Source organism: Aurantibacter sp., from assembly GCF_039941195.1.
Taxonomy (GTDB): Bacteria; Bacteroidota; Bacteroidia; order Flavobacteriales; family Flavobacteriaceae; genus Aurantibacter_A.
Map to the genome: position 1 here is coordinate 1 of NZ_JBDVFA010000030.1, position 16,578 is coordinate 16,578.

Annotated in this window: 18 protein-coding genes and 1 tRNA gene; 5 read left to right on the plus strand and 14 right to left on the minus strand. The window is 34.3% G+C overall.

The features are described 5' to 3' along the window. The 3 genes from ABJF52_RS05720 to ABJF52_RS05730 all read left to right on the plus strand — a co-directional run. The coding region (locus ABJF52_RS05720) for an amino acid--tRNA ligase-related protein (protein ID WP_348147594.1) at nt 1-655 on the plus strand (655 nt) is incomplete at its 5' end. 40 nt (nt 656-695) lie between these two features. Next, a complete protein-coding gene (rpoN, locus tag ABJF52_RS05725; RefSeq protein WP_348147597.1) occupies nt 696-2,153 on the plus strand; it encodes an RNA polymerase factor sigma-54 in 1,458 nt (485 codons plus the stop codon). 5 nt (nt 2,154-2,158) lie between these two features. Beyond that, entirely contained in the window at nt 2,159-2,764 is a 606-nt protein-coding gene (locus tag ABJF52_RS05730; RefSeq protein WP_348147600.1) for a hypothetical protein, read from the plus strand. A 6-nt stretch (nt 2,765-2,770) separates the two neighbouring features. On the opposite strand, the gene ABJF52_RS05735 is transcribed toward ABJF52_RS05730, so the two are convergent. From ABJF52_RS05735 to ABJF52_RS05780, 10 genes are all read right to left on the minus strand, one after another. Further along, complete coding sequence (locus ABJF52_RS05735; protein ID WP_348147603.1) at nt 2,771-3,253, minus strand: biopolymer transporter ExbD; 483 nt, start codon at nt 3,251-3,253, stop codon at nt 2,771-2,773. 2 nt (nt 3,254-3,255) lie between these two features. Further along, on the minus strand, nt 3,256-3,864 hold the full coding sequence (locus tag ABJF52_RS05740; RefSeq protein ID WP_348147606.1) for a biopolymer transporter ExbD: 609 nt from the start codon (nt 3,862-3,864) through the stop codon (nt 3,256-3,258). A 158-nt stretch (nt 3,865-4,022) separates the two neighbouring features. Further along, a complete protein-coding gene (locus tag ABJF52_RS05745) occupies nt 4,023-4,709 on the minus strand; it encodes a porin family protein (RefSeq protein WP_348147609.1) in 687 nt (228 codons plus the stop codon). A 125-nt stretch (nt 4,710-4,834) separates the two neighbouring features. Then, a complete protein-coding gene (locus ABJF52_RS05750; RefSeq protein ID WP_153757645.1) occupies nt 4,835-5,317 on the minus strand; it encodes a biopolymer transporter ExbD in 483 nt (160 codons plus the stop codon). A 21-nt stretch (nt 5,318-5,338) separates the two neighbouring features. After that, a complete protein-coding gene (locus tag ABJF52_RS05755) occupies nt 5,339-5,944 on the minus strand; it encodes a biopolymer transporter ExbD (protein ID WP_348147613.1) in 606 nt (201 codons plus the stop codon). A gap of 13 nt (nt 5,945-5,957) precedes the next feature. Further along, the gene (locus tag ABJF52_RS05760; RefSeq protein WP_348147616.1) at nt 5,958-6,401 is read right to left on the minus strand and encodes a hypothetical protein; all 444 of its coding nucleotides are present in this window, start codon (nt 6,399-6,401) and stop codon (nt 5,958-5,960) included. Between the two features lie 24 nt (nt 6,402-6,425). After that, the gene (locus ABJF52_RS05765; protein ID WP_348147642.1) at nt 6,426-7,217 is read right to left on the minus strand and encodes a MotA/TolQ/ExbB proton channel family protein; all 792 of its coding nucleotides are present in this window, start codon (nt 7,215-7,217) and stop codon (nt 6,426-6,428) included. 290 nt (nt 7,218-7,507) lie between these two features. Further along, nucleotides 7,508-7,595 (minus strand) — tRNA-Ser (locus ABJF52_RS05770). A gap of 68 nt (nt 7,596-7,663) precedes the next feature. Beyond that, the gene (locus tag ABJF52_RS05775) at nt 7,664-8,692 is read right to left on the minus strand and encodes an asparaginase (RefSeq protein ID WP_348147619.1); all 1,029 of its coding nucleotides are present in this window, start codon (nt 8,690-8,692) and stop codon (nt 7,664-7,666) included. A 13-nt stretch (nt 8,693-8,705) separates the two neighbouring features. Then, a complete protein-coding gene (locus ABJF52_RS05780; protein WP_348147622.1) occupies nt 8,706-9,473 on the minus strand; it encodes a TatD family hydrolase in 768 nt (255 codons plus the stop codon). A 36-nt stretch (nt 9,474-9,509) separates the two neighbouring features. On the opposite strand from ABJF52_RS05780, the gene ABJF52_RS05785 reads away from it, so the two are divergent. Then, on the plus strand, nt 9,510-9,953 hold the full coding sequence (locus ABJF52_RS05785; RefSeq protein ID WP_348147625.1) for a retropepsin-like aspartic protease: 444 nt from the start codon (nt 9,510-9,512) through the stop codon (nt 9,951-9,953). 90 nt (nt 9,954-10,043) lie between these two features. On the opposite strand, the gene odhB is transcribed toward ABJF52_RS05785, so the two are convergent. Both odhB and ABJF52_RS05795 read right to left on the minus strand, forming a co-directional pair. Continuing rightward, on the minus strand, nt 10,044-11,264 hold the full coding sequence (odhB, locus tag ABJF52_RS05790) for a 2-oxoglutarate dehydrogenase complex dihydrolipoyllysine-residue succinyltransferase (RefSeq protein WP_348147628.1): 1,221 nt from the start codon (nt 11,262-11,264) through the stop codon (nt 10,044-10,046). Between the two features lie 49 nt (nt 11,265-11,313). Further along, nucleotides 11,314-14,112, minus strand: a complete 2,799-nt coding sequence (locus ABJF52_RS05795; protein ID WP_348147631.1) for a 2-oxoglutarate dehydrogenase E1 component — start codon at nt 14,110-14,112, stop codon at nt 11,314-11,316. A gap of 101 nt (nt 14,113-14,213) precedes the next feature. Between ABJF52_RS05795 and ABJF52_RS05800 the strand changes: the two genes are divergently transcribed. Continuing rightward, nucleotides 14,214-14,759, plus strand: coding sequence for an alpha-ketoglutarate decarboxylase (locus ABJF52_RS05800; RefSeq protein ID WP_348147634.1), 546 nt, complete (start codon nt 14,214-14,216; stop codon nt 14,757-14,759). A 14-nt stretch (nt 14,760-14,773) separates the two neighbouring features. Here the strand turns inward: ABJF52_RS05800 and ABJF52_RS05805 are convergent, their stop codons facing one another. Both ABJF52_RS05805 and ABJF52_RS05810 read right to left on the minus strand, forming a co-directional pair. Then, complete coding sequence (locus ABJF52_RS05805; protein ID WP_348147637.1) at nt 14,774-15,664, minus strand: transglutaminase family protein; 891 nt, start codon at nt 15,662-15,664, stop codon at nt 14,774-14,776. A 1-nt stretch (nt 15,665) separates the two neighbouring features. Beyond that, nucleotides 15,666-16,578 (minus strand): alpha-E domain-containing protein (locus tag ABJF52_RS05810; protein WP_348147639.1); only part of this gene is annotated, 913 nt, incomplete at its 5' end.

Consider the following 16,578-nt stretch of genomic DNA (forward strand, 5'->3'; position numbering starts at 1 on the left):
AGATTTCATTAAAGGTGTACTTTCATACGTTTTAGAAAACTGTGCTGATGATTTGGCCTTTTTAGAGAAGCGTTTGTTAGATGAAGAAAAGACTAAACCGCAAGCGGAAAGAAGTGATATGCCTTTAATTGAAAAATTAAAGTTTATTATTGACAATAACTTTAAACGAGTCACCTATACCGAAGCAATAGATATTTTAAGAAACTCCAAACCAAATAAAAAGAAAAAATTTAAATACCTGATAAATGAATGGGGTGCCGATTTACAAAGTGAGCACGAACGATTTTTAGTAGAAAAACATTTTAAGTGTCCCGTAATTCTTTTTGATTATCCTGCTAAAATCAAAGCATTTTATATGCGTTTGAATGAAGACGGAAAAACAGTTAGAGCTATGGACATTCTTTTTCCTGGCATCGGCGAAATTGTTGGAGGCTCGCAACGTGAAGAACGTCTGGACGTTTTAAAAGAGAAAATGGCAGCCTTAGACATTCCAGAAGAGGAACTCTGGTGGTATTTAGATCTCAGAAAATTTGGCACTGCTGTGCATAGTGGTTTCGGACTTGGCTTCGAAAGACTCGTTCTTTTTGCAACTGGCATGGGCAATATTAGAGATGTGATACCATTTCCTAGGACTCCTCAAAATGCAGAGTTTTAATTGAAAATAGTTAACTTTATAGGAAGCTGAAATAACCTAAATGCTAAAACAACACTTACAATTTAAACTATCTCAAAAGCTATCTCCACAACAGATTCAGCTCATGAAATTGATTCAATTACCTACACAGGCATTTGAACAACGTCTAAAGCAAGAGCTTGAAGAGAACCCAGCTTTAGAAGGTGGCAAAGAAAAAAGTGATGATTTAGACAATGAGTACGATGATAATTATGATTCGGACACTGATAACGAAACTATTGCTGCAGAAGATATAAACATTGACGATTACTTAAGTGATGATGAAATACCTGATTATCGCACTAAAGCTAATAATTACAGTGCAGATGATGATGAAAAAAGCATTCCGTATGCCGCTGGAATTTCATTCACCCAATCATTAATCAATCAATTAAATACGGTTTATTTAAGTGATGAAGAATGGAATATTGCTGAATTTTTAATTGGTAGCGTAGATGAAAGTGGCTACATAAGAAGACCGCTTGCTGATATTCTAGATGACTTAGCTTTTACACAGAACACTTATACCGATGAAAAAACAATCGAAAAAGTACTTAAAATTGTTCAAGAATTAGATCCACCAGGTGTAGCTGCTCGTTCTTTAGAAGAATGCCTAATTATACAACTTAAACGAAAAGACCCAACATCTAGCACAGAACTGGCCATTGCAATTTTAGAAAAGTCTTTTGATCAATTTACTAAAAAGCATTACAAAAAGTTAATTCAAAAGCATGGTATTACTGAAACCGAACTTAAAAATGCTATTTCCGAAATAGAACGGTTGAACCCCAAACCTGGTGGCAGCTACTCAGGCAACAATCGTATTGTTGAACATGTGGTACCCGACTTTTCAATACGAATAGTTGAGGGCGAATTAGAACTCTCTTTAAACGGTAGAAATGCTCCAGAACTTCACGTATCTAAGGAGTATAGTAATATGCTTAAAGGCTATAAAGATTCGAAGGAAAAATCGAAATCCCAAAAAGACACGGTAATGTTTATTAAACAAAAGCTTGATGCCGCAAAATGGTTTATTGATGCCATTAGACAGCGACAACAAACGCTTTTCATTACCATGAATTCCATTATGAATTATCAAAAGAAATATTTCCTAACCGGTGATGAACGCAACTTAAGGCCAATGATATTAAAGGATATCGCTGATGAAATTCATATGGATGTCTCAACAGTTTCCCGTGTTGCCAATAGCAAATATGTAGATACTCCATACGGCACTAAATTGATTAAAGAATATTTTTCTGAATCAATGAAAAATGAACAAGGCGAAGATGTATCAACCAAAGAAATTAAAAAAATATTAGAAACAGTAATCGGGGAAGAACCTAAGAAAAAACCTTTAACGGATGATAAACTCGCTGCAATTTTAAAAGAGAAAGGCTACCCTATTGCGAGAAGAACAGTTGCTAAATACCGGGAGCAATTGGGCATACCAGTGGCAAGGTTGAGAAAACAGATATAAACTTTATGCGTTTTTTTTTACAGTTTATATCCTATCTTTTTCATCCTTTATTCACTCCTATAGCAGGTACTTTAGCATATTTTTTATCTTCTCCGAAATATAGTAATCCTGAATTACAAAGTGCAAATATTTTACCAATACTAATTCTTACGGTAATAATTCCAATCATATTTTATTTAATACTATTAAATATTGGAATCGTAAGTTCCATATTCATGCCTAAAGTAAGCGAACGTATTTACCCTATTCTCATTAATATTGTTTTACTTTTAACTATCGTATTAAAAGTTATACCAAATAATTATATAGCAGAACTTTATTATTTTTTCATTGGTTTAATAATAGCTTCATTAACTGCGCTAATGTTTGTTATATTAAAATTAAAAGTAAGCATGCATTTAATTGGCATGGGAAGTTTACTTATGTTTCTAATCTGCCTTAGTATTCATTTTGAAATTAATATCACTATTGCCATAAGCATTTTCACCTTAGCCACAGGACTAGTAACGACTTCTCGATTATTTCTTAAAGCACATACTAAACCAGAATTGTTAATTGGTTTTTTTATTGGTATTACCTCTCAACTACTCACGATTCAGTTCTGGTTATAATTGCATTTATTCGATATTCTTAAATGCATCTCCTTCGTACGTTGTATAGTTTATTTTAAGAGCATTAATTTTCCTAAGCTCCTTCTTTATGTCTGAAATAAGGCCCATATTAGCGCGCTTATCAACTTTTAGAGAAACCACAACAAATGCTCTTACATGTTTTGGTTTACGCTGTATTTGGCTTAAAACATACGGTGCCACCTCGGAAATATCTGCGAATTTATCATTGAGTTGAATTCTAGGTTCATCACCAAGAATACTTCTATACTTAAAAGAAGGTTTACCTACATGAATTTCTATAACTCTATCTTTATTCTCCAAACGTTTTATTTCGGTAGCATTCGGAAGTTCATTTAAAACATTAAGCTCCGTACTTTTCATTACTGTTACCGTCATAAAAAAGAACAATAACATAAATACAATATCAGGTAATGAAGCTGTAGACAACTCTGGAGTTCGTAAACTGGTTTTCTTACTAAATCTATTCATGACTATTGGTTTTTAAGTTCAGCTTCCGTTATGTTTATAGGGTACATTTTTTGAATTGTTTTTATTTTAACACCGAACATATCTTTATTCTTTCTAGTAGTTTTTGAATTTCTATATAAAGAATCCATCATTGTGTAATTCATATTATACATACGATTTGCTTCACGATTTCGCAAGTGATTATATGCAGCGACAATTTCATTTTGTACGGCAATGTATACCCCATATTCTGTTTCTCTTTGTGCGTTTAAAACTACAACTGCCTTTTTCGGATTTTCGGAAGAATTAACTCTACGCTTTCCTTTACAATAATCACAAATAGAATCATCCTGCCCACCACCATTATCAATAAAATCAATTACGGTCTTTTTTATCAAACTAGGACCAATCGGAGCATCATCAATTAGCAACTCTCCATTATGATTTAACAGAATCGACAAGATATTCCGTTGGTTATGATGAATAACATCACCATCTTCTCTCGGAAGTATTCGTTGTATTCCAACATCTGATTCTATCGTTGTTGTTACTAAAAAAAAGATTAATAATAAAAATGCTATATCAGCCATGGACCCAGCATTTACTTGTGGCACACTTTCCCTTTTTCCCATAAAAAATAGTTTATTGATTATTACATAAAACTAGCACGCATAGGCGCAAGCTATTTTTTAGACGTATAATATGTAATAGAAGGGTATAGTAGTAGATAGATGACAACTCATCTATTATAATTACAGCAACATGTATGCCAAAAAATTAAATACAAATACTACAGTATGTAAAATATAAAGCCAACACGAAGAGGTTTAAAATTAATATCCTCGCCTGTATCTGTTTGAACATCATTAAATATTCCATTTAACGCATAGTACACTTGCAAATTAAATGTATTATAGCCAAAATTAAAGGTAAGTCCATACTGAAAGTTATTGACATCTTTATTTGTAAAAGAATCTTTATAATCCTCAAAAACGGCTTTTGACCTAGCCCCAAGCACATAGCCCAATTTAGCACCTGCATAAATTCGATAAAACTTATAACTTGTAGCAGTTGACGTACGCCATCGGAATTCTAATGGCAATTCTACCATATGAGTTTCTATTTTATTACGTTTAAGATTATCAACATCAGAAGGAATACTGTAACTTATATTACTCCCCACCTCTAATGCTTGCAAATTTGTGTAATATGAATATACTCCATAACCTAAACCTAAACCCAAAGCTACCGTCCTATCAGAGTTTAAAGGCATATCCTTTATAAAACCAGATTGAAAACCATAGGATAAATTACGTTGACTAACCTCAGCAGGTTTGTCCAAAAGAAAATTATATGTGAAACCCAAGTAGAATTGATCCTCCAAATAACGAGAATCAGGAGGTAATGAATCTTGTTCTATCTGGGCGTTCCCCAAATAAAATACAAAAGCGAAAAACACAAAAAGCTTTATTCTCATTAAAACAAAGTTACAGAACTTGAACAAGAACCAGTTTATTTATTTTCAATTCACTAAAAACTATTTGCAAAAAAAACGCTTCAATAAAATTGAAGCGTTTTTTTAAATTAAGTTTGAACTGCGAGCTATTGTAAATTTCTAAAAGCATCACCTTCGTAGGTGGTATAATTTACTTTTAAAGCATTTACTTTTCTTAACTCTTGTTTAATATCTGATATAAGACCCATGTTTGCATTCTTATCTACTTTCAATGATGTAGTTAAGAAATTTTGCAAATCCTGATGTTTCTTAGCTCTTTCTTGTAAAATATATGAGCCAACCTCAGATGGATCTGAGAACTTATCATTAAGCTGAATCTTTGGTTCCGTACCGTATACTTTTTCATACTCTTTTGAAGGCTTACCTACATAGATATAAATAACTCTATCCTTTTTATCGAGCTTCTTTATTTCATTAGCATTAGGTAAAATATTTTCAACCTTCAAACTATTATCTTTCATCACGGTAACCGTCATAAAAAAGAATAACAGCATAAATACAATATCAGGTAAAGAGGCTGTTGATACCGCAGGTACTTCGCCACTCTTCTTTTTGCTGAACTTAGACATATTGTTATTATTTTATTCTTGTTAATTAGATGATGTTTCTGCCTCCGATAATTTTTGAGGAAAAAGTTCTTGTACCTGTTTTACCTTTTCTTTCAACTTCTCTTTCTCACTAGCAGGAGTTTGTTGATCTAAATAGGTAGCTTCCATTTCAGTAAAGTCTTTTCCAAAAAGCCTATTTGCTTCTCGATTACGCAAATCATTGTATGCACCTACCAATTCATTTTGAACTGTAATGTATGTACTATACTTAGTTTCACGATCATTTTTCAATGAAATAATTGCTTTAGCTGGATTATCAGACGATTCCGGATTTTTCTTACCCTTACAATAGGTACAAGTTCCGTCACCATTATTATCCAAGAAATCCATTGCTTTTAATCGCAAGGCTTTAATTTCTGTTACCTCATCATCTACAAGTAATTGACCATGTCTGTTTACAATAACTTGGAAGATATTCTTTTGCTTGATAACAACATCATCTTCTGGCGGCTCCATCGGAGGCAACATACGATCCAATCCTGCATCTGTTTCAATGGTCGTAGTAACCAAGAAAAAGATTAGTAATAGGAAAGCTATGTCTGCCATTGATCCAGCGCTTACTTCTGGTGCTCCTTCTCTTCTAGCCATAGTTTTCTATTTTTTATTTACTAAACATATTTTTTACTGCTGGTAATACAAGAGAAGCCACAGCTACAAGAGTAAGAATAAAGAATACATTTAATCCCATTCCAATTTTCTTAATTGTACTTTCTGACGTTTCAATTCCTCGACCAGCCATTTCCTCGACACTAACATCGGTTCCACTAGCCAATACGTATGCAATAACTACTACTACTAAAAAACCACCAACTACCATTAATGTCTTCTTAAGACCCGCTGGGTTTGAAAATAAATTCTTCAAGGTGAATAATAGGCTAGCAACTACTGCGATAGCAAGTAATATATATGTGATTATGAACATGCCGTTCATTGCCCCACTATTAACCGCCTCAGATGCGGGCATATCACTTTCTGGAAGCATAAACCACAGCAACGCTCCGATTAATCCAATCACTAAAAGTGCAATTTTAATTATTTTATGCATGATGCTTTGAATTAAGAGTCCGACTTATTTTTTGTGATCTACCAACATATCAATCAATGAGATTGAAGAATCTTCCATATCATTAACGATACTATCAATTTTAGCGATAATATAGTTATAGAAAATTTGAAGAATAATCGCCGTAATAAGACCGAATACCGTTGTTAATAATGCAACCTGAATATCACCTGCAATAAGTGATGCACTCAAGTTACCAACAGCAGCAATCTTTTGGAAGGCTTGAATCATACCAATAACCGTACCCATGAAGCCAAGCATTGGTGCAATGGCAATAAATAAAGATAACCAAGAAACATTTTTCTCAAGCTGTCCCATTTGAACTCCACCGTAAGAAACAACCGCCTTTTCTGCTGATTCAACACTTTCACCTGCTCTATCTAAACCTTGATAATATATAGAAGCTACTGGTCCTTTTGTATTTCGGCAAACTTCTTTTGCAGCTTCAACACCACCTGAAGCTAAAGCATCTTCAACTTGTTGCTTTAATTTACCAGTGTTTGTACTAGCCATATTTAAATAGATAATTCTTTCAATAGCTACCGCTAAACCAAGAATTAGACACAAAAGAACGATACCCATAAATCCAGCACCACCTGTTATAAACATTTCCTTTAAAACTTGTGTAAAGCCTTTTTCTGCCTCAGCAGGAGCTTCATCTTGTAACATAACTGCCGTTGCTGTTACGGTAGTCGATAGATTCGAAACTGTAGAAGCAGCGATTGTTTTTGCATTTACCATGTTTGCACTTACGACAAACAACCCAGTCATTGCTAGGATAGAGAATAATTTTTTCATTTCGTTCAAACTTAAATATTAGTTAGTTAATAGGGTTAAAGATATAAAAATTTTGCAATTAAAAAAGTTAATAAAAAATAGATTGAGAAGCCGCTTAAAATCAACTTCTTATCTAGTCCTTTTGTAGTTAAAAACACTCAAACTACTATATTCATTATGCTGCGAGCAGCACGTATTTCAACATTTCAACTTTCAATTTTATCGTAATCAGATAAAAAGTGAAACTATTTGCTCAATCTTAAAATACTAAAGCGAGCATCAACATTGGTTTTCACTACTACCTGTTCTCGCAGAGAGGAAGGGATTCGAACCCTCGATACACTTGTGATGTATACACACTTTCCAGGCGTGCGCCTTCGACCACTCGGCCACCTCTCTAAATTCAGAATTTCAAGGAGTCCAAGAAACAAAAAAAATACTGTACTATGAAATTTGTTTTGATAATTTTAATTCATCTCTCCACGAAGAGATGTTTCAAACACCGTTTTAAAGAGTTTAGAAGACACATCATTTCCTAAAAGGTACATTAATTTAGTAATAGCTGCTTCAGTTGTGATATTTTTTCCATCAATAATTCCTAACTTTTTTAAATGTTCACTAGTTTTATATTGCCCCATAATTACGCTTCCCCCAGAACATTGCGTAACATTTATGATATGAATACCTTCTGATTTTGCATATTTAAGCTCTGAAACCAACCAATCTTCTGTTGGAGCATTTCCTGCACCGTAGGTTTCAATTATTAATGCTTTTAAATTATTTGTGTTTAAAATACTTCTAAAAATAGTTGCTGTAATTCCCGGAAATAACTTTAAAATTGCAACATTAGCATCCATTTTTTTGTGAACTTTGAGCTTTTTACGAGCATTTACTTTAAGTAAATGCTCTTCATAGACCTTTAAATGAACACCAGATTCTGCTAATGCAGGATAATTTAGTGATGAAAATGCTTGAAAATGTTCTGCATTAATTTTAGTAGTTCTATTTGCACGGTACAATTTATATTCAAAATAAAGACAAACTTCACGCACAACAGAGACATCTTTTTTACGTAATGACGCTATTTGTATGGCCGTTATTAAATTTTCTTTTGCATCGGTTCTTAAATCGCCAATTGGTAATTGCGATCCTGTAAAAATTACTGGTTTTGATAAATTTTCTAACATAAAACTTAAGGCCGAAGCAGAATAGCTCATGGTATCGCTTCCATGCAAAACCACAAATCCGTCATACGTTTCATAGTCAGACTCTATTAATTCCGCAATTTTCACCCAATAATCAGCATTCATATTAGAGGAATCAATAGGCTTTTCGAAAGAAACCGAATCAATCTCACATGCTAATTGACCTAATTCAGGGACATGCTTTTCTAACTTATTAAAATTAAAAGGTATCAGCGAATCTGATTCATAATCTTTTACCATACCAATGGTACCACCGGTATATATCAATAAAATGGAAGTAGTATTTTTCAATGTAAACTTTTTATCAAATTCCGAAAACTTCTTTTGAATTCTGAGTTGTGATTTGTGCTATTTCTTGAGCTTCACTATTATAAACTAAAGCTAGTTTATCCAGCACATTAATAAGGTACGCACTTTCATTGCGTTTTCCACGATACGGCACCGGTGCTAAATAAGGCGAATCGGTTTCCAATACAACGTGCTTAATGTCTATATGATTTAAAAAAGTATCAATTTTACCATTCTTAAAAGTTACAACTCCCCCTATACCAAGTTTCATATTATACGAAATAGCACGCTGTGCTTGTTTAATATCACCTGTAAAACAATGAAATATACCATATAAATTATCACCCCTTTCATCTTCCAACACTTCAAAAACCTCATCAAAAGCATCTCTACAATGAATCACTATTGGTAAATGGTATTTCTTTGCTAATTGTATTTGCTGTTTAAATGCATCTTGCTGCTGTTGTAAAAATGATTTATCCCAATACAAATCAATTCCAATTTCACCAACTGCATAGAATTTTCTTTTACTCAACATTTCTGAAACATGGGAAAGTTCCTCCGCATAATTCTCTTTAACATGCGTTGGATGCAAGCCCATCATCAAAAATATGTTTTCTGGATATGCTTTTTCTAACGACAACATAGCAGATGTATATGATGAATCTATAGCTGGAATAAAAAAACGGGTAACCCCATTTTTCAATGCATTAGCTATAACTTGATCACGATCATCATCAAAAGCTTCACTATATAAATGGGTATGCGTATCTGTTAATATCATGCAACAAAAATAGGTTTATCTTTACCAAAAAAAAGTATGTCAAGTCTTAAAAAACTTCTTAAGAAAAAAAAATACACTCAAATACCATTATCACTTACCGCCACTAATCATTTTGAAATAAAAGCCACTTTAAATGGAGTATCTGGCAAATTTATCCTCGATACAGGAGCTTCAAATACTTGCGTAGGCATTGACAAAATAGAACACTTTAAACTAAAATCTAAAGATTCTAAAATAAAGGCTGCAGGAGCAGGAGCCATTGACATGGACACCCAAATCTCAACTAAGAATAAAATTTCAATTGGGAATTGGAAAAAGAAAAAAATAAAAATTGTTCTTTTTGATTTAGTTCATGTAAATGAAGCATTAACACAACATAATGCAGAGACAGTTGATGGTATAATTGGTGCCGATATTTTACTAAAAGCAAATGCAATTATTGACTATAAAACAAAAAAGCTCTATTTAAATACGAAATAATAAAAGAGGAATTATCTGCGATAACTTAAAAGCAAAAAAATCCCTTTATCAAATGATAAAGGGATTTTATATTTATTTTACAATTCTAATTTACATTTCCAATGCTTTTTTTACATCACCATTCATAAGCAATTCTTCTGGATTTTCTAATGCTTCTTTAACTGCAACTAGAAAACCTACAGACTCTTTACCATCAATAACACGATGATCATACGAAAGTGCAACATACATAATTGGCGCAATAGCAATAGCACCATCTCGTGCTATGGGTCTTTCTACTATATTATGCATTCCTAATATAGCACTTTGCGGAGGGTTGATAATTGGCGTTGATAACATTGAACCGAAAACACCACCATTGGTAATAGTAAATGTTCCACCTGTCATTTCATCAACCGTAATTTCACCATCTCGAGCGCGAAGTGCCAACCTTTTTACTTCAGCTTCAACACCTCTAAAGGTTAAATTTTCCGCATTTCTTATCACAGGAACCATTAAACCTTTTGGACCTGAAACTGCAATACTAACATCACAAAAATCATAAGAAATCATTTCCTTCCCATCAATCATGGAATTTACAGCAGGATACATTTCCAATGCCCTTACCACTGCTTTTGTAAAGAACGACATGAAACCTAAACTAACTCCATGTTTTGATTTAAAATCTTCTTTGTATTGCGAACGTAATGCAAATATCGGCGACATGTCAACTTCATTAAAAGTAGTCAACATTGCTGTTTCATTTTTCACAGAAACTAATCTTTCAGCAACTTTACGACGTAACATCGAAAGTTTAGATCTCGATTCCCCCCTATTTCCACCACTTGTTGGTGTACCCATAGACGGATTAGCTTTTACAGCGTCTTCCTTTGTAATGCGCCCATCTTTACCTGTACCTGATACCGATGAAGCCGCAACTCCTTTTTCATCCAATATTTTCTTTGCCGCAGGAGAAGCTGTACCCGTAGCATAAGTCTTAGTCTCAGCTTTTGCAGCTGGCTTAGCCTTTTCCTCCACTTTAGGAGCCTCTTCTTTCTTCTCTGCTTTTGGCGCATCACCACCTGCAGGTTTTTCTGCGCTGGTATCAATCAAACACACCACAGCACCCACCGCAACAGCATCACCCTCTTCTGCCTTTAACGTAATTATTCCACTCTCTTCTGCGGGTAATTCTAATGTAGCTTTATCTGAGTCGACCTCAGCTATCGCCTGATCTTTTTCTACATAATCACCATCTTCCACCAACCATTCTGCAATCTCTACTTCGGTAATCGACTCCCCAGGTGAGGGTACTTTCATTTCTAATACCATACTATTATATCTTTAGTAATCTTTTTTTTATTATTGAACTCTAGTTGAGTTATTGTTTTGGTTTTCTACGCGTCATATTATCTTTTGTTTTATCAAAAACAAAATCTATAACTTGCTGATGCCTCATTTTAGAACGGACTGCACTACCAGCTGCAGGAGCGGCATAAAATCTTCGTGTAGCAACTCTAAATTTACTAGCATCTTTATAATGCATCATTAAATGACTCCAAGCCCCCATATTTCTAGGTTCTTCTTGAGCCCATACTAAATCATCAGCAGCTTTATACTTCTTAATTATTGCATCTATCTTCTCAGTTGGCAGCGGAAATAATTGCTCCAAGCGAACCAAGGCTACATCATCTCTACCTAACTCTTCTTGTTTCGCTAATAAATCATAATAAAACTTGCCAGTACAAAATACTAATGACTTAATTTTTTTCACATCAGCTGAAACATCATCAATTACTTCTTGAAAACTTCCATTTGCCAACTCATCGATAGTTGAAACTGCTTTTGGATGTCGCAACAAACTTTTTGGTGTAAAAACAATTAATGGCTTTCTAAAATTAGCTTTTAATTGTCTACGGAAGATATGAAATACTTGAGCTGGAGTAGAAACATCAGCCACATACATATTATCTCGCGCACATAATTGTAAATAGCGTTCCATACGAGCAGAAGAATGTTCCGCTCCTTGACCCTCATAACCATGTGGCAACAACATCACCAATCCGTTTTGTAATTTCCATTTATCTTCAGCTGCTGAAACGTACTGGTCAATCATAATCTGAGCACCATTACTAAAATCACCAAATTGCGCCTCCCAAATGGTTAGTGTATTCGGACTAGCCATGGCATAACCATAGTCAAACCCAACCACACCATATTCCGACAAAAGAGAATTGTAAATTTCAAAGTTTCCTTGCTTTTCAGCAACGTGATTTAAAAGTAGAACTTCCTCTTCACTTTCTTCAACTTTCATAACAGCATGTCTGTGAGAAAAAGTACCTCTTTCCACATCTTGCCCTGAAATACGAACATCAAAACCTTCTTCGAGTAAACTACCATAGGCCAACAGTTCACCCATTGCCCAATCCAGCTTATCTGTCTCGAAAAACATTTTTTTACGATCACTAACTAAACGCTCAACTTTTCTTAAGAATTTTTTTCCAGCCGGTAATTCTGTTATAGTTTTTGCAACATGCGTCAACTTTTTCTTATCATATGAAGTATCAACAGCATCTAACATTTCCCACTCACGCACGCGCTCAAAATCTTTCCAAGCATCTGCCATAAATGGCGTAATAACCGTCTTAGCTTCTTTACGTGAATCTTCTAATTCCTCCTCAAGAGATTCCTTATATTCTTTTTCTAATTGCTTTACATAGCCTTCATCAATAATTCCTTGAGCCAACAATTTTTCTGCATAAATATCACGTGGATTTTTATGTTTAGCAATTGCTTTATATAATTTTGGCTGCGTAAAACGAGGTTCATCACCTTCGTTATGACCGTATTTACGATATCCTAATAAATCGATAAATACATCGCGTTTAAAACGCATTCTATATTCAAGTGCAAATATTGCAGCATGGACAACTGCCTCAGCATCATCTGCATTAACATGAAGCACAGGACTCAATGTAACTTTACCAACATCTGTACAATACGTAGATGTTCTAGCATCTAAATAATTAGTAGTAAAACCTATTTGATTATTTACCACCATATGAATAGTACCATTGGTTTTATAACCATCTAAGGTTGCCATCTGCACTAACTCATAAGCAATACCCTGACCAGCAATAGCCGCATCGCCATGCAATACTATCGGTAGCACTTTAGAAAAATCATCTTTATAACCAGCATCCTGTTTAGCACGTGAAATACCTTCAACAACAGCACCTACAGTTTCCAAATGCGAAGGATTCGGGGCAATATTCATTGTTATTTTATTACCATTATCCGAAATACGATCTGAGGTCCAACCTAAATGATATTTAACATCACCATCAAAAATTTCCTCTTCGTAATCTTTGCCATCAAACTCACTAAAAATATCTTTGGCCTTTTTACCAAATATATTCGTTAGTACATTCAGTCGACCCCTATGAGCCATCCCCATAACAAATTGTTCAACGCCCATTTCAGCAGCGCGTTCAACAATTGCATCTAATGCAGGTATTAAAGACTCATTACCTTCTAACGAAAAACGTTTCTGCCCTACATATTTAGTATGCAAAAAGCCTTCGAATGAAACAGCTTGATTTAGTTTTTTAAGAATATGTTTTTTATGATTAGCATCAAAATTAGGATGATTATCATTTACATTCAACCAATTCTGAATCCATTCAATCCGTTCAGGATTTCTAATATACATATACTCAACACCTATAGCATCGCAATAAATACGTTTTAGATGTTTAATAATTTGACTCAATGTTGCAGCTCCAATACCAAGAATTTCACCAGCGGTAAAAACAGTTTCCATATCAGCTGCAGTCAAACCAAAGTTTTCTACATCAAGTGTTGGTGAATATTTTCTTCTTTCGCGAACTGGGTTGGTTTCTGTAAACAAATGTCCACGACTTCGGTAGCCATCAATCATCCGAATTACCTGAAATTCTTTCTGCAAAGACTCTGGCATTGCTATATTTTGACCATTGGCATCTACTACGCTACCACCTTGAATATCAAGTTCATCTAAAGAGCTTTCCACTCCAAAATCAAAACCTTGAAAAAAGGCACGCATACTAGGCTCTACACTATCAGGATTTTTTAAATACTGATCGTAACGTTCCGCAAAAAATGAAGTATGAGCGGCGTTTAAAAACGAATAATTATCCATATAAAGATTACTCTTTCAGCTTTGTAAAAGTTTTCCAAAAATACAACATTTAGTAATTCTAGGCTTATCTTAGCTCGTATAATCAAGCAAAATTCTCAATAATGCGAAATGTTACATTTAGTTATTTACAAAAATTTGCTATTTTTTTCTTTTTGTTATTTTTAAGTAATATCTGTTTTGCACAAAGCCAAAACCAATCAAATAAACGCACAAGCGCCTTTTGGAGTAATGTACGTTTTGGTGGCGGTCTCGGATTAGGTTTTTCTAACGGTGGGTTTAACGCAAGCATATCCCCCAGCGCCATTTATCAATTTAATGATCAATTTGCAACTGGCGCAAGTTTAACCTTCAATTATGCCAAATACTTTGAAGATAAACGTACAGCTTACGGCGGTAGTATATTATCACTCTATAACCCTATACCTTTTCTACAATTATCCGCAGAATATGAACAATTGAGAGTAAACCAACGGTTTGATTTAGGCAATACTATTTTAGAAGAAAATTTCTGGTCTCCAGCACTATTTCTGGGACTCGGATATACCAGCAATTTCGCTACAATAGGCATTCGCTACGATGTGCTCTTTGATTCGGACAAAAGTATTTATGCAAGTGCTTGGATGCCTTTTGTACGTATTTATTTTTAAATATTTGGCGCAAATTAAACTACAGCAGCAATATCTACCGATACCTTTAACTTACTTTTTCCACTTCCGTAAACTACTCCTTTTAATGGGGGTACATCATAATAATCCCTACCCCAACCCACTACTATATGTTGATCTAAAGGAATGAGGTTATTTGTAGGATCAAAATCTACCCAACCAAAACCTGGAATAAAAATAGAAAACCAAGCATGCGAAGCATCTGCTCCAACCAATTTTTCTTTTCCTTCTGGCGGTAGTGTTTCGATATAACCACTTACATATCTTGCAGGCAATCCAACAGCTCGTATACAAGCAATAGCAATTTGAGCAAAATCTTGACAAACTCCTTTTTTTTCCTTCATCACCTCCGCAATAGGAGTAGATATACTCGTAAAACCTGATACAAAATCGAAATCTGTATAGATTCGCTGCATTAGCTCATAAGCAGCATCAAAAACAGAACGATTTGGCTTAAACGAAACCTTTGCATAATCGCGAATATTATCATCAGCACGTCTAATAAAAATAGACTCTAAAATAAACTGCTTCGCCTCCAACACCTCACTACCTGTTCCACGCAACGCGCTATGAGCCTCGTTCATCGTTATTCCTTTACATGCCTGAGAAAAAAAAGAATCCTGGTATTGAGAATAGTTTCGTACTATTTTACTTCTGGTAGTAACTTTTAACTCTTTATGTTCTGTTTGTATGGAAAATCGAGTAATATAATTACCGAAGAAATCTATGCGCTCTGATATTTCTGCCGGTGCTGGGGAGATATCAATTTTATAATCCAACAACTCTTGCCCCTTAGATTCTCTTGGTCGCAAGGTGGCTATATTATGACAATAACCTACTGGCGCATTGTACTTATATTTGGTGGTATGCGTCACATCAAAAATCATACTATATCGGAAATGATTGTGTTACCAATTGATTCTGTTTATCTGTATGATTAAAATACGTACTACTTATAGATTGAGATGTTTGATATAAGAGATTAGACAGCTTTCCTAATAATTCATCTAATTCTTCCCTTGAAAAATCAGCATCACTTTTAGTTTGAATTAAATTAGAAGACTCTGCTAATCGCAGTTTTGAGAAAGCATCGAAAATATATTTTTGATAATTACTAAGATTATTATCCTTGCTAGAATGAGGCAATCTTGCAATATCTTTCTGAATTCTATTTAACATAAAAGTTAAGGACCTAGGGTACTCCAAATCAAATACTACTAAGTCTAAAACATTTTCTATTTGAATATACGATCTATAACTATAGCGATAAATATTAAGACTCTCGTGACTGGTTAAAAAATATTCTAGCAAATCATACTCCACTTGTTCATCGTACTTTATAGTAAGTAGTGACCTGCATTTTGTAATTGTCAACATGCTTTGTTCTAATTGCAAACCAATAAAATAAAGCAACAATCCTTGTTGCACTAAAATACTCTCCTCAATTAGCCCCATAAAGGCTATTAAACGCGTGATTAGCTGATTAAGCACCTTAAGGATTTTATTTATAGAACGGTCTTTACTTTGTTCGAATGAATTCCATAATTTTTGAATATTCTCAAACACCCTCCACATGTCTGTTGACCATAAATTCCGAATACTATAATAGGAATTACTAAACATTGAAATTGTATGCGCAAGACTTCCAGGTCTGTCTTTATCCAATATCACAGACAACATTTCTTCCATGGGGTCTTCCATAGCATCCTTGCCTTCTTTAGATTTTTCAGTAAAACCGGGGTACGTACCTGTTAAGTGCGTTACAGCTTTAAACAATACTTGTAATTTAACGGTATCTGGT

Coding starts and splice junctions, on each gene's coding strand:
- ABJF52_RS05780 (WP_348147622.1), bottom strand. CDS start 9,473: ATGATATTAACAGATACGCATACCCATTTATATAGTGAAGCTTTTGAT.
- ABJF52_RS05805 (WP_348147637.1), bottom strand. CDS start 15,664: ATGATTTTTGATGTGACGCATACCACCAAATATAAGTACAATGCGCCA.
- odhB (WP_348147628.1), bottom strand. CDS start 11,264: ATGGTATTAGAAATGAAAGTACCCTCACCTGGGGAGTCGATTACCGAA.
- ABJF52_RS05765 (WP_348147642.1), bottom strand. CDS start 7,217: ATGAAAAAATTATTCTCTATCCTAGCAATGACTGGGTTGTTTGTCGTA.
- rpoN (WP_348147597.1), top strand. CDS start 696: ATGCTAAAACAACACTTACAATTTAAACTATCTCAAAAGCTATCTCCA.
- ABJF52_RS05735 (WP_348147603.1), bottom strand. CDS start 3,253: ATGAATAGATTTAGTAAGAAAACCAGTTTACGAACTCCAGAGTTGTCT.
- ABJF52_RS05785 (WP_348147625.1), top strand. CDS start 9,510: ATGTCAAGTCTTAAAAAACTTCTTAAGAAAAAAAAATACACTCAAATA.
- ABJF52_RS05750 (WP_153757645.1), bottom strand. CDS start 5,317: ATGTCTAAGTTCAGCAAAAAGAAGAGTGGCGAAGTACCTGCGGTATCA.
- ABJF52_RS05740 (WP_348147606.1), bottom strand. CDS start 3,864: ATGGGAAAAAGGGAAAGTGTGCCACAAGTAAATGCTGGGTCCATGGCT.
- ABJF52_RS05800 (WP_348147634.1), top strand. CDS start 14,214: ATGCGAAATGTTACATTTAGTTATTTACAAAAATTTGCTATTTTTTTC.
- ABJF52_RS05730 (WP_348147600.1), top strand. CDS start 2,159: ATGCGTTTTTTTTTACAGTTTATATCCTATCTTTTTCATCCTTTATTC.
- ABJF52_RS05760 (WP_348147616.1), bottom strand. CDS start 6,401: ATGCATAAAATAATTAAAATTGCACTTTTAGTGATTGGATTAATCGGA.
- ABJF52_RS05795 (WP_348147631.1), bottom strand. CDS start 14,112: ATGGATAATTATTCGTTTTTAAACGCCGCTCATACTTCATTTTTTGCG.
- ABJF52_RS05745 (WP_348147609.1), bottom strand. CDS start 4,709: ATGAGAATAAAGCTTTTTGTGTTTTTCGCTTTTGTATTTTATTTGGGG.
- ABJF52_RS05755 (WP_348147613.1), bottom strand. CDS start 5,944: ATGGCTAGAAGAGAAGGAGCACCAGAAGTAAGCGCTGGATCAATGGCA.